The 13,269-nt window shown below is 44.6% G+C and carries 9 protein-coding genes; 7 read left to right on the top strand and 2 right to left on the bottom strand.

Annotation, left to right across the window (positions count from 1 at the left end; genetic code table 11):
* Positions 1 to 406 precede the first annotated feature (406 nt).
* The 3 genes from gltB to B2866_RS09435 all read left to right on the top strand — a co-directional run bounded on the left by gltB (position 407) and on the right by B2866_RS09435 (position 7,887).
* Entirely contained in the window at positions 407 to 4,870 is a 4,464-nt protein-coding gene (gene gltB / locus B2866_RS09445; protein WP_296193303.1) for a glutamate synthase large subunit, read from the top strand.
* A gap of 140 nt (positions 4,871 to 5,010) precedes the next feature.
* Positions 5,011 to 6,432, top strand: a complete 1,422-nt coding sequence (locus B2866_RS09440; RefSeq protein WP_296193355.1) for an FAD-dependent oxidoreductase — start codon at positions 5,011 to 5,013, stop codon at positions 6,430 to 6,432.
* Positions 6,433 to 6,651: 219 nt separating this feature from the next.
* The gene (locus B2866_RS09435) at positions 6,652 to 7,887 is read left to right on the top strand and encodes an FUSC family protein (protein WP_296193301.1); all 1,236 of its coding nucleotides are present in this window, start codon (positions 6,652 to 6,654) and stop codon (positions 7,885 to 7,887) included.
* Positions 7,888 to 7,993: 106 nt separating this feature from the next.
* On the opposite strand, the gene B2866_RS09430 is transcribed toward B2866_RS09435, so the two are convergent.
* On the bottom strand, positions 7,994 to 9,115 hold the full coding sequence (locus B2866_RS09430; RefSeq protein ID WP_296193298.1) for an ABC transporter substrate-binding protein: 1,122 nt from the start codon (positions 9,113 to 9,115) through the stop codon (positions 7,994 to 7,996).
* Positions 9,116 to 9,507: 392 nt separating this feature from the next.
* Here B2866_RS09430 and B2866_RS09425 point away from each other — a divergent pair, with 392 nt between their 5' ends.
* Positions 9,508 to 9,771, top strand: a complete 264-nt coding sequence (locus B2866_RS09425) for a hypothetical protein (RefSeq protein ID WP_289049819.1) — start codon at positions 9,508 to 9,510, stop codon at positions 9,769 to 9,771.
* A 75-nt stretch (positions 9,772 to 9,846) separates the two neighbouring features.
* Here B2866_RS09425 and B2866_RS09420 read toward each other — a convergent pair whose 3' ends face one another.
* Positions 9,847 to 10,677, bottom strand: a complete 831-nt coding sequence (locus tag B2866_RS09420) for an HAD family hydrolase (RefSeq protein WP_296193288.1) — start codon at positions 10,675 to 10,677, stop codon at positions 9,847 to 9,849.
* Positions 10,678 to 11,022: 345 nt separating this feature from the next.
* Between B2866_RS09420 and B2866_RS09415 the strand changes: the two genes are divergently transcribed.
* From B2866_RS09415 to B2866_RS09405, 3 genes are all read left to right on the top strand, one after another.
* Entirely contained in the window at positions 11,023 to 11,622 is a 600-nt protein-coding gene (locus tag B2866_RS09415; RefSeq protein ID WP_296193285.1) for a hemerythrin domain-containing protein, read from the top strand.
* 115 nt (positions 11,623 to 11,737) lie between these two features.
* A complete protein-coding gene (locus tag B2866_RS09410) occupies positions 11,738 to 12,526 on the top strand; it encodes a hypothetical protein (RefSeq protein ID WP_296193282.1) in 789 nt (262 codons plus the stop codon).
* A gap of 102 nt (positions 12,527 to 12,628) precedes the next feature.
* On the top strand, positions 12,629 to 13,171 hold the full coding sequence (locus B2866_RS09405) for a hypothetical protein (RefSeq protein WP_296193279.1): 543 nt from the start codon (positions 12,629 to 12,631) through the stop codon (positions 13,169 to 13,171).
* Positions 13,172 to 13,269 lie beyond the last annotated feature (98 nt).

Genomic DNA, 13,269 nt, shown 5'->3' with positions numbered 1-13,269 from the left:
TTTAACGGCGGTTTAACCTATTCATCGCCAATTTATCCATAACTTTCTTATCAGCTGCTTTGCTTATTGTCTCTTAAAGAAGTTAAGGCGTCACCGTTTTTATTAACGTTTACGCCGCTCATATTGAGTTTTTAACCGCTAAAACAGACATAAAAGTAAGCAGAGTCCGATAAGGGTTTAGGTATAAATGCTTTAGCGTTAACGTTAAATCAGTAGCTGCGATGGTTATAAAATAAAGAGAGTCGTGATAAGTATTTTTATCACCCTCAAAACGCTTGCATTATTTTCTCCGCTTGCGCTTTATTAATCCGCTTACGTGAATATATTTAGCCCGTTCTGCCCGCGGAGTTTGGTTGCTACTTCATATTGAAAGTATAGGCCGTCCGCTCACTCAAAAGGACAAGCTATGTCAATGATTTCTTCCTCTACGCATTTGGCGGCGCCAGATGACTTCTCTGATAATTGCGGCTTTGGTTTGATAGCTCATATCGAGGGCCAAGCCAGTCACGATTTGGTAAAAACAGCTATTCATAGTCTAAGTTGTATGACCCATCGCGGCGGCGTTGCAGCTGATGGTAAAACAGGCGATGGCTGCGGTTTATTGCTGGCAACGCCGACGGCTTTTTTTGGCGATATCGCCACTGAGCTGGGTTTTACCCTAACCGCTAATTTTGCTGTGGGCATGGTGTTTGTTAATGTAGATGAAGCAAAAGCGCATTATAGTCAGCAGGTGCTTAATGAAGAGATTGTCGCCCAAGGGTTAGTAGTGGCGGGCTGGCGCGATGTGCCGCTTGATTTAAGTATCGTTGGTGAGATTGGGCGTCAGACATTACCTGGTTTTCAGCAAGTATTTGTCAATGCGCCAGACGAGATTGCCGCCGATGACTTTAACCGCAAATTATTTGTCGCGCGTAAAAAAGCCGAGCAGCGTCTGCTTGATGATGAGCTATTTTATGTGTGTTCCTTAAACTGTCAGACGATTATTTATAAAGGTTTGGTCATGCCATCAGACCTGCCCGCGTTCTTTTTAGACTTACAAGATACGCGTTTGGCCTCGCATATCGTGGTCTTCCATCAGCGTTTTTCGACCAATACCTTACCGCGTTGGCCACTGGCGCAGCCGTTTCGCTACTTGGCGCACAATGGTGAGCTTAACACCATCACCGGCAACCGTAGCTGGTCTGAAGCACGCACGCCAAAATTAAAGTCTGATAAATTGCCCAATATAAGTGAATTGACGCCACTGGTGAATAGCACGGGTTCGGATTCATCGAGCTTAGATAATATGCTAGAGGTGCTGATGTCGGGCGGTATGAGTTTATTCCACTCGATGTCGATTTTGGTACCGCCCGCTTGGCAAAACGTTGATAGCATGGATATGGACTTGCGCGCGTTTTATGAGTTTTACTCGCAGCATATGGAGGCGTGGGATGGCCCAGCAGGACTAGTGATTCAAGACGGTCGCTATGCGGTATGTATGCTCGACCGTAATGGTCTGCGTCCGTCGCGTTGGGTCACCACCAAAAATGGCTATATCACGGTGGCCTCAGAAGTCGGCGTTTGGGATTATGCGCCAAAAGATGTGCTTGCTAAAGGGCGCGTTGGGCCCGGTCAGATGTTAGTTATCGATACCATGACCGGTCAAATCATGGATACTAAAGCGATTGCGACGTTACTCAAAAAAGCGCATCCATATCGTAAATGGCTGCGCGAAGAAGCAACCCGCATCCGCGATGATGAGCGCTTAGAAGAAGAATTAGCCGCCCAAGCTTGCCGCGGTGAGCCGCTAAAAGCATTGCAAAAAATGTATCATATCACCAATGAAGAGCGCACCGAAATTATCCGTCCTAATGCCGAAAATGCGCAAGAGCCAGTCGGCTCGATGGGCGATGATACGCCGATGGCGGTGCTATCTCAGCAAATTCGTCATGTCGGCGACTTTTTCCGCCAGCAGTTTGCGCAGGTGACCAATCCACCGATAGACCCGTTGCGTGAGTCAATTGTGATGTCGCTACAGACGTGTCTTGGTGCTGAAACCAATGTATTTGCGCCGTCAGCACGCGACGCGCATCGTATTATCTTATCGTCACCGGTTTTATCAGCCAGTAAAATGCAGCAGCTCGAAACCTTGGCTGATCCAGCGTTTCAAATGGCGCGTATCGACTTAAACTACGATGCCAATCTTGAGCTAGCAGCCGCTATTAAAGCCATCTGTGAGCAAGTAGCAAATAGCATTCGTGCGGGTTTTACTTTGATTGTGTTGTCTGATAAGAATATCGCAGCCGACAAACTACCTGCCAACGCCATTATGGTCACTGGTGCGGTGCATCATTATTTAATTGCGCAAGGTATTCGTACCGATGCCAATTTAATCGTCGAGACTGGTCTGGCGCGCGATTCACATCAAGTGGCGGTATTGATTGGCTTTGGCGCGACTTGTGTCTATCCATATCTGGCCTATGACGTCATCGATGATTTGGTGGCGACGGGTGAGCTGCTTGGCGATCCGATTCAAGCGCGGGTCAATTTCCGTAAAGGCTTGGATAAAGGGCTGCTAAAAATCTTATCAAAAATGGGTATCTCTACCATTGTCTCTTACCGCGGCGCGCAATTATTTGAAGCGGTGGGGCTTTCTGAAGAAGTGGTAAGCTTATGCTTTAAAGGTGTGCAAAGTCGTATTAAAGGCGCAACCTTTGCCGATTTAGCTGCCGATCAAGCACAATTGGCGGCCAATGCTTTTAAACGCCGTGCGCCACTTGACCAAGGTGGTTTATTAAAATTTGTCTTTAATAAAGAGTACCATGCCTTTAATCCTGACGTAATTAACAGCCTACATACCGCAGTCCGTACCGGCGATTATGACAATTATCGCAATTATGCCGATTTGGTCAATAGCCGTCCCGTAGCAACCTTGCGCGATTTATTACAATTAAAAACCGATAATTCAATCGACGTAAATGACGTCGAGGACATCTCAGAAATTTTATCGCGCTTTGATTCTGCTGGCATGTCTTTAGGAGCATTGTCACCTGAAGCCCATGAAGCGATTGCCATGGCGATGAATACTATTGGCGGGCGCTCAAACTCTGGTGAAGGCGGCGAAGATCCGGTGCGTTATGGTACCTTGCGTAACTCAAAAATTAAGCAAATTGCCTCAGGTCGCTTTGGCGTCACACCGGCGTATCTGCGTTCGGCAGAAGTGCTGCAAATTAAAGTTGCTCAAGGGGCAAAACCGGGTGAGGGCGGTCAGCTGCCGGGCGGTAAGGTTAATGCGCTCATCGCTCGCCTGCGTTATTCGGTACCGGGGGTGACGCTCATATCGCCGCCGCCGCATCATGATATTTACTCTATCGAAGATTTGGCGCAGCTAATTTTTGATTTAAAACAAGTCAATCCAGATGCTTTGGTGTCAGTGAAGCTGGTCTCACGTCCGGGTGTTGGCACCATTGCAACGGGCGTGGCAAAAGCCTACGCTGACCTAATTACCATCTCAGGCTATGATGGTGGCACGGCAGCGTCGCCACTGTCATCTATCCATCATGCTGGCTCGCCGTGGGAGCTAGGGCTTGCTGAAACGCATCAATCGCTTCGGGTCAACGGCTTGCGTGATAAAGTTCGTATTCAAACCGATGGCGGTCTAAAAACGGGTCTTGATGTGGTCAAAGCCGCAATTCTTGGGGCAGAGAGCTTTGGTTTTGGCACCACGCCGATGATTGCCGTTGGCTGTAAATACTTGCGGATTTGCCATCTTAATAACTGCCCAACCGGCGTTGCCACCCAAAAAGCCCAGCTACGTGATGAGCATTTCATCGGTGAAGCAGAAATGCTGATTAACTTCTTTAAATTTGTCGCCACCGAAACGCGCGAATGGCTTGCCGCTCTCGGCGTGCGCAGTATGGAGGAGCTGGTCGGGCGTACCGATTTGCTTGACGTGTTAGAAGGTAATACTGATAAGCAGCGGCATTTGGATTTAACGCCGTTATTATTTAGTCATCCAGCCAGTAGCGGCAAAGCGCAAACTTGTCAGGTGGCGCGTAATGAGCCATTTGATAAAGGCTTGCTTGCTGAGCAAATGATTAACGATATGCTGTTAAGTATCCGTCAAGGTAACGGCGGCGATTATAGCTACGCCGTCGGTAACTGTGATCGCTCTATCGGCGCGCGTATTTCCGGCGAGATTGCGCAGGTCTGGGGCAACCTTGGCATGAGTGATAGACCCATTAAGCTGCATCTAAACGGCACCGCAGGTCAAAGTTTAGGGGTCTGGAATGCGGGCGGTTTGCATATTGAGCTAGAAGGCGATGCCAATGACTATGTTGGTAAAGGCATGGCGGGCGGTGAGATTGTCATTTATCCACCGCAAGATTCAAGCTTTACCACGCATGAAACCGCCATTATCGGCAACACTTGTCTGTATGGCGCTACCGGTGGCAAGTTGTATGCGGCGGGTACAGCAGGCGAGCGTTTCGGCGTACGTAATTCGGGCGCTCATGCGGTTATCGAAGGCACGGGCGACCATTGCTGCGAGTATATGACCGGCGGCATCATTACCGTCCTTGGGCGTACGGGGCTGAATTTCGGCGCAGGCATGACCGGCGGCTTTGCTTATGTCCTCGATATGAATGGTGACTTTTTCGATCGCTGTAATCATGAACTGATTGATTTAAACCGTATCTCAAGCGAGCAAATGGAAGGTCATCGTATTTACTTGCAACAAGTGATTGAAACTCATGTTGAAAAAACGGGCAGTGCGTGGGGGCAAACCATCTTAGCGGACTTTGAGCATTACGCGCGTAAGTTCTATTTGGTAAAACCCAAAGCGGCAAACGTTGCAACCCTGCTTAAAACCACGACGGCTGACCCACAATAAATTGGCTTGGTCAATAATAGGTTTACAAGCAGTTTAATTCATAGGTTTTAAGCAGGTAAATGACAACCTCTATCCGTAAATTTGCCTCATTTAGGCTGCAGATATTGGCTGTCGTTACCCACTATAGAAGAGACAATACCATGGCAAAACGCTTAGAAAATAGTTTTCAGTTTTTAGATGTACCGCGCCTTGAGCCGATCAAAAAAGACATCGTTACGCGCTCAACAGAGTTTGTAGAAATTTATCAGCCGTTCGATAGCGAATCAGTAGCGCAGCAATCGCACCGCTGTCTTGAGTGCGGCAATCCATACTGCGAGTGGAAATGTCCGGTACATAATTACATTCCCAACTGGCTTAAATTAGCGGCAGAAGGACAAATATTTCAGGCAGCAGAATTGTGTCATCAAACCAATACTTTGCCTGAAGTTTGTGGCCGTGTCTGCCCGCAAGACCGCTTGTGTGAAGGCGCTTGTACGCTAAACGATGGCTTTGGCGCGGTCACCATCGGCAATGTTGAGAAATATATCAATGACACCGCTTTTGCCCTTGGCTGGCGTCCTGATATGTCCGAGGTGGTTTGGACGGATAAAAAAGTCGCTATTATTGGCGCAGGGCCTGCAGGACTGGGCTGCGCCGATATCTTAGTCAGAAACGGGGTCAAACCTATTATCTTTGATAAGCGTCCTGAGATTGGCGGTTTATTAACCTTTGGTATTCCAGAGTTTAAAATGGAAAAAGATGTCATGCGCAATCGCCGTGTCATTTTTGAAGGTATGGGCATGGAGTTCCGTTTAGAGACTGAAATCGGTAGCGACGTCAGTATTGATGAGTTGTTAAGCGAGTACGATGCGGTATTTATGGGCATGGGCACTTATACTTATATGCGCGGCGGCTTTGCAGGCGAAGAGCTAGAAGGCGTCTACGATGCGCTAGATTATCTGATAGCTAACGTCAATCGCTGCAATAACTGGGAAAAAAATCCAGCAGACTATATCGATTTAAAAGGCAAAAAAGTGGTGGTGCTAGGCGGCGGTGATACAGCGATGGACTGTAACCGTAGCAGTGTGCGTCAAGGCGCGCAGCAAGTAGTTTGCGCTTATCGCCGTGACGAAGAAAATATGCCCGGCTCTCGCCGTGAGGTGGTCAATGCGCGCGAAGAAGGCGTTGAGTTTTTATTCAATCGTCAACCGACAGAAATCATTGGCTTAAATGGCAAGGTGAATGCGGTTAAGGTGATTACCACGCATTTGGGCACGCCTGACAGTCATGGTCGCCGCCACCCTGAGCCCATTCCTAACTCAGAAGAAATCATCCCGTGTGATGCGGTTATTCTGGCTTTTGGTTTCCGTCCTAGCCCGGCCGATTGGTTTGCCAGTCAGCATGTGACAATGGACACGTCAGGTCGAGTCGTCGCCGCCGAAAAACAAACCTTTAAATTCCAAACCAGTAATCCAAAAATATTTGCCGGTGGCGATATGGTGCGCGGCTCTGATTTGGTGGTGACGGCGATTTGGGAAGGTCGTGAAGCGGCAGAAGGGATTTTGGATTTCTTAGAAGTCTAGCGTTTAGAAGTCTAGTATTTAGCTGTTGGCAGCTATCAATAGTCAAATACGCTTTTCCAATATTTTTCTGGTTATGGGCTAGCATCTTTACACCTTTAACGTCTTTTCTCTTTTAACAGATAAAAGGCGTTATTTTTTTGATAATTGCTTTATGAATGGTTAAGCTAGCAGTTATCATTTAAGCCACTTTTTATTTATTCATTATAAGAGACGCCCTGCGTGAAACCGACTTTTTGGCAACGATTTACCGCGCCGTTTGTAGAGCCTTACGCCCGCTATCAGCATGCCGATGTGTTGCATGCCATACGTTTGGGCGTGGCCGTGCTTATTGCCCTCTTATTAAATGAGTTTACCCACTTGCCGCATGGCGAATGGACGACCATCACCGTGTTTGTGATATTGGGTTTGTTGCAATATCAAGGGGCGATTTATACCAAGGCCAAGGAGCGCATACTCGGCACTTTGCTCGGCGTGGTGGTTGGGTTGAGCTTTTTATGGCTGATTCAATATACCGGCGGCTGGCTATGGTTATACTATGGGCTGATTGGTATTATCAGCGGTATTATTGGCTACGTGGCGGTTAAGCAGTTGGGTTATATCGGGCTGCTAACGGGCATCACCATGCTGATGATAGTCTCAAGCCCTGACCATAGCAATATCACCCAAGACGGTCTGTATCGCGCCATTAATATTTTACTTGGCGCAGGGGTTGCGGTCGCTGCGACCTTGATTTTACCGCTGAAATCAACGCTAATGTGGCGGTTTTTATTGGCCAGTAACCTTGAAACCTGCGGTAATTTATACGCTGGAGTGGGCAATCATATTGATGCCGAGATTTTAGTACCAAAACCCTTTAAATATAGTAAAGCGACCAGTTCAGCCAGTATTATTTACCCAAAAAACCCCTCTGTACCAGATACACCAGTGAATAAAGCCTTGGTCAAAGCGCTGCAAAAAATCAATAAGCGCCTGCTTGCCGTACGTCCGCATATTGCGGCGACAGCGAGCGAATCTGGGATTGAAAAAGAAACGCTAGAGACCATTCAGCGTACCCATCGCAATATTATTGGTACCATTGACTTACTGTTAAGCGCCGCGCCGCGCTTGGCAAACATCGAAATTGACGATGAAAATCATATTTTACTGATTCATTATCAGCACGAACTGACCCAAGCGATGCAGCATATGGCAGCAGTATTACGTAGTCCAAATGATGAAGTGTTTCGCCCGATTACCCGTATCGCAGTGTCAGAATATCCAAGTGTGGAAAACTTAGGTTTTGAGTGGCAAGGCTATTTTTGGCTCACCCAAACGCTGCAAGTGCAGTTGCAGCGACTGAGTGATTTATTGCAAACCACCAAACCGCAATGGTTTGCCGCCTCAGGTCTACGTTATCAGCGCCGCGAGCAGCGCCGTATTGAGCATAAAGGCAGCGAAACCGATTTGCATTTATAAATAGAAAAACAAATAAAAAACGCTGACTTAATGAAGGCAGCGTTTTTTTTGGATAGATAATAGGCATCTAAAACAGCAATCAATAAATGTGTATTAATTTACAGAATTAACGACCCGTTTTTAGCTTATCCCAATACTGCTGATAAACCTGCAAAGCTTCATCGCCGACATCTTCTTGGAACTCCGCTTTTGCTAGCACTTCTTTGCTTGGATAAATGGTTGGATTGTTGCGCACCTCTTCTGGCATCAGCTCACGGGCGGCCATATTCGGTGATGCGTAACCAATCTCTTCGCTGACGATTTTAGAGTTTTCAGGACGCAGCAAATAGTCGATAAATTTGTGCGCCGCATCCACCTGTTTGGCATTTTTAGGAATGACAAAGTTGTCCATCCAAAGAATAGCTCCTTCAGTTGGGTATTTATATACCAAGCTGGTTAAACCTTCGTTATTAGCGATGATAGCTTCACCATTCCAGCTCATACCAACCGTGGTTTCCCCTTCCATATACGGCATACGCGAGGCGTCTGAGTTAAAGGTTTTCACATTTGGCATCAAGGTCGTTAGCTTCTCATAAGCCGCTTTGATTTCCTCAGGGTTTTTACTATTACCTGAATAGCCCAAGGTTAAGAGCGCCATGCCAAACACTTCGCGCATGTCATTCATTAGCATCACTTGACCTTTATACTCAGGACGCCATAAGTCATTCCAGCTATTTACGGTTGCAGGATCGACCGCTTCGCCATTGATGGCAAGACCGGTGCTGCCCCACATGTAAGGAATCGAATATTTGTTTTCTGGGTCAACTTTGGTATTGGTAAATGAGGTATCTAGATTTTTAAAGTTGCTTAACTTAGATTTATCAAGCTCTTGCAAAAGCCCTTCTTTGGCCATTTTTTCGACATAATATGTCGATGGAATCGCTAAATCGTATTGGCTAGAATCATCAAGCAATTTAAGCTTAGCGTACATAGCTTCGTTAGAATCAAAAGTAGTGTAATTGACGCGAATACCGGTCTCTTTGGTAAAACCATCGAGGATTTCTTGCGGCATATATTCCGACCAGTTATACAAATTAAGCGTTTCTGTACTGGTCGCAGCGCTATCGGTAGCGGCGTTATCTGATTTACTACAGCTCACAAGTGCGAGCCCAACCGCCACGGCTAATAGGGCTTTTGGAAGCATGCGAGCGCTACGAGCAACAGCGCGCGACGATGATAAATGAGTCAAAATATCTCTCCTAAAATAAGAATGGTGCAAAGCAAGAAAACCCGTAAAACAGGCACGATGCTAAAATTGACAGCTATGTATATCATTATGGCTATGATTAAGCATAATTTAAAGGGCAATCATACATAGCGTTTTTCAAGACGTTGTTAAAGTTAGTAGTAATAACGGCTTAGTCATCGTCAGAATGCGGGAATTTTGTGAGATTTGGACAACAAAAAGCGGGGCAATAAACATACTAATGATGAGCGCTGATTTATTTTATAAGGCTGAAAAAATCTACCTTAGTATAACAATAAAGAATGCAACATCGTGTCATGATACAAGCGTCATAAACGATCATATAAAAAAATAAGAAACATTACCCAAAGTGAGTGAATTAAAAGAAGAATACAATGAATAATCGTGTACGCGCTGGGATAGTGATGGCTTTGATTGGCATCATAGGTTTTATGATGGTATTTAATTCAGGCTCACCGACGCCTATCCTTAACTGGCCAGTTGAAACTTATCTTGGTTTGGCATTTACCATTGGCTGGCTAAGTCACGTGCCAACTTGGCTGGCTTATGTACTTGCAGCATTGGTCATAATCTTAATCATCGTCGGATTTTATAAAGTCGGTAGCTGGTTTTATGGTTTGATGGCTAAGCGTCGTTAAATTTTGCTAGGACGTGCTCTTCTTTTAAAAAGGAGGACACGCCTTAGATAAATAGCGGTTTTTATAAACTATTTATCAAGACGCTATATGAAATTGCTCGAGTACCGACTGGATACCGCGCTCTTCAATCGTACCGGTGACAAAATCTGCACGCGCAATCAACGCAGGCTGGGCATCGCCCATCGCTACCGCATAGCCGACCAAATCAAACATCTCTAAGTCATTCATACCATCACCAAAAGCCATACACTCATTGGCATCTACCCCATAATATTGACAGACGTCTGTAATGCCTCGCGCCTTGGATGCCTCTATCGGCAAGATATCGGCACCGATATGATGCCAATGCACCAGTTTTAAATCGTCCTGTGAAAAGTCGATATCTTGCATTTTATCGAATTGATTGTTAAAAAACACTGAGCATTGATAAACGGGGTTTGATTGATAATAGAGTGGATCAACGATAGAGTTCGGCGTTTTGGCATTAAAATCACGCAAACGCTCGTTTTCGCCTGACCAAGCAATGTGCGTCGCCGAGTCAAACTTATGAATCAGCTGACTTGTCTGGCATAACTGCACAATTTTGTCCGCTTGCTCAGCAGACAATGGATAATGGCTAATCAAGCCTTTATTATCAAAACTATATTGTCCATTCATACAAATGATGGCATCTAAGACATCCGCTTCGAGCAAGGCTAAAATATCCGCTGGCAATATCGCTTTAGATCGTCCGGTCGAAATCACCAATTTAATGTCAGTTTTGGCCAGCGCCTCAAGAGTCGCTTGGTTGTGCGCGGCGATAATACCGTTACGGCTAAGCGTATCGTCAATGTCAAAAAATATCACTTTCGGCACCGGTAACGCCTGATTCATAATGGCCGGCGCCGCCTTATCTACAATAAACATGAGTATCCTTTATATTTGAAAAACGACTATTTAGGTGTTTAAAGCAAGTGTTCAGAGTCGTTGAGATTTGCTGAATAATTTTAAGGTTTAGTACTAATAATGTTGTTTGGATTTATGAGTAAGTATCCATTTTATAGGGCTAAAAATACAGCAATAGAGTGGTTGTGGCTCATTTATGTAACCTTTTTAATTCGTTTTTTGCCTTGCCTATTTAAAACGCGCTAGCCCGTAAACGGTTGATTTTTTTTCCTTTTGGCTTTATATAAACCTTTAACACCATGTTTACTAGGTTTAGTATTATTAATAAATTCATACAATGCGAAACTGTGCGATAAGGATAATATAATGCCCGTATCTACTAATAACACTGCTAGCCGAAAATCTTTAGACGATGACTTATTTATTCTATCACCGCGTCATCCTGACAGTCGGCTTGAGACGGATTGGTTGTTCTTATTCAACAAGCTACCGCCAGATCAATGGTTTAGCGCAGATTATGCTTACAAAACATCGGGCTGGCTAAAAGTACATACTAACATACGCAAGCGTCAGCGTATCTTGACACAGATAAGTGAGGCTTATCAATCTGGCGAGTACGACTGGGCAGAATATCGCTCGCAGCTACTCAAACGTATCAGTATGCACATTCTCAAATTGCATCAGCATCATGGCGTCGAGGATGAGGGGTTTTTCCCTGAGTTTATTCGGATGTATCCGCAGTTACAGGCAGGGTTTGAGATATTGGGTCGCGACCATGTACGCTTGGATGCGCTACTTGATAAGTTGCAAGTGCAAAACGATACGTTGGCGAGAAGTGAGGTTGAGGATAAAATGCTGGCAGAACAATTGCATCAGACTTTGGTGGAGGCGACCGATTTACTCTCGCAACATTTGACTGATGAGGAAGATTTAGTGATTCCGATTTTGGGGTTGAGGCAGGGTTAGGATTTGAGTATTGGGCCTTAAATTGTTCTATTCATTAATGAAACAACGTTGCAGCTTGTAAAATGCAAAAACTACTCCTAAAATTCTGAGAAGTGACCTCAAAGGAATTGATATTGTGTTTAATAATAAAGAACAAGCTCGCATTGATGCGCTTCTTGAGGTGCTACATTATGGAGCGGGTTTAAATGATAGCAGTATAAAGGGTACATTCAGAATTATTGGTCAAAAACTTACGGGCGATATTCCACTAGGTGCAGAGTCTCCCACATTCGCTTCTCGAAAGCGCATTATATTGTTTAGCTTGCAGTCTAGTCGAATAAGTGATTTATTACAGTTTTTCGTTACGATATTGATATTATTCATAGTCATCTTGATGGTGTGGGCGACCTACTCCAACCCCAGTGCAACATGGTGGCTGCTTCTTATGAGCGCAGGCTTAGCATATTGGGCGTACTCGTCAATAATTAGCTTTGTCAGGAAAGGAAGATTAATCTCTGTTATCAAAGCGCAGCAACAACTTTATCCAGACCCTGTCATTAAAACACAGACGCAACGGGTATATGATGTACAAAGACATGCCAAGCAATTTGCTCAGTCCCGTTTAGCCAGTCGTTTTATTGCGCTATTTATTATGTTAATCAGTGCCTATACGATGAATTTGTATACTGCTGATATGCCAACAAAACTAAAGCACTTTTACTTTTTAGCACCGTTTACGTTTATGCTCGCTGCTGGGATAATGTTTTATCCCATTAGCAAAGCTGAAAACCTGCATCTATACGGTGTTACCCAAATACCCTTTAAATATATGCCGTTTGGCATGAAACTGTGTTTATTCATCGGTGTATTATTGAGTGCGACCATGTTTATTGTAGATACTTTTGGCATCAATATATTTAGTTAGTTCAAGTGTCAGAGTAAGCTGTACAAGATGGTATCTACGATAGCTACAAGCCTAAGAAATCACGATAGGTGATAGAAAATTGGTCAAAATGCAAAAACCTTATTGATTATTTTTTATAATAAAGTGTATCTTAGCTTAAACAAGCTTTTTATCCATAAGGTTCCTTATGCACATAATGACAGGTCATACCCTCGAAGAGAAAAAAAGAAATGGCGAGCATATTCTTATCAACATGAATATGTCGCCAAAAATATTGACCTAGATTCGGGAATCGAGCTGACTCGTGCATATGAGTATTGGCGAAGATATTTTGAAGAAGACAATATCGTTTCCGCTTTGGTCATTAGCGAAGGTTATTTCGTTCAAAGTTTTCAAAGCACAAGGTCTGCTATCAATATTGCCTTAGGGAAAATACTGGACAAGCATTCAACCATTTCCCCTAATATTGTTAATATAGAGGAAATTGAATCGCGGCAATGGAATGGGTTTTTAGTTAAATATCTAACATCAAGCGCTGAAGATAAAGAATATGCCTTAAAAAGCTTCTCAGCAGGTTCTGACTATAATCCCTATCTAATGACAAGTACTCAGATTGAAAGCTTTTTGACAGCAGTTTTTGCAGATACCGAATCCAACAATTTTTAGATGAGTAATGTTTTTTGACCATAATTGTCCTCTGTTTTAGCTTGCCTAAAAAAGCCCCTTATACCTTGTGTATAAGCGGCTTTTTGTTAAAAGTATTT

Source organism: Psychrobacter sp. UBA3483, assembly GCF_002377905.1.
Lineage (GTDB): Bacteria > Pseudomonadota > Gammaproteobacteria > Pseudomonadales > Moraxellaceae > Psychrobacter.
This window is presented reverse-complemented; position numbering and strand designations above follow the sequence as displayed.

Bases quoted from the DNA above. Each gene is read 5' to 3' on its own strand.
- B2866_RS09440 (WP_296193355.1), top strand. From the start codon at position 5,011: ATGGCAAAACGCTTAGAAAATAGTTTTCAGTTTTTAGATGTACCGCGC.
- B2866_RS09415 (WP_296193285.1), top strand. From the start codon at position 11,023: ATGCCCGTATCTACTAATAACACTGCTAGCCGAAAATCTTTAGACGAT.
- gltB (WP_296193303.1), top strand. From the start codon at position 407: ATGTCAATGATTTCTTCCTCTACGCATTTGGCGGCGCCAGATGACTTC.
- B2866_RS09425 (WP_289049819.1), top strand. From the start codon at position 9,508: ATGAATAATCGTGTACGCGCTGGGATAGTGATGGCTTTGATTGGCATC.
- B2866_RS09420 (WP_296193288.1), bottom strand. From the start codon at position 10,677: ATGTTTATTGTAGATAAGGCGGCGCCGGCCATTATGAATCAGGCGTTA.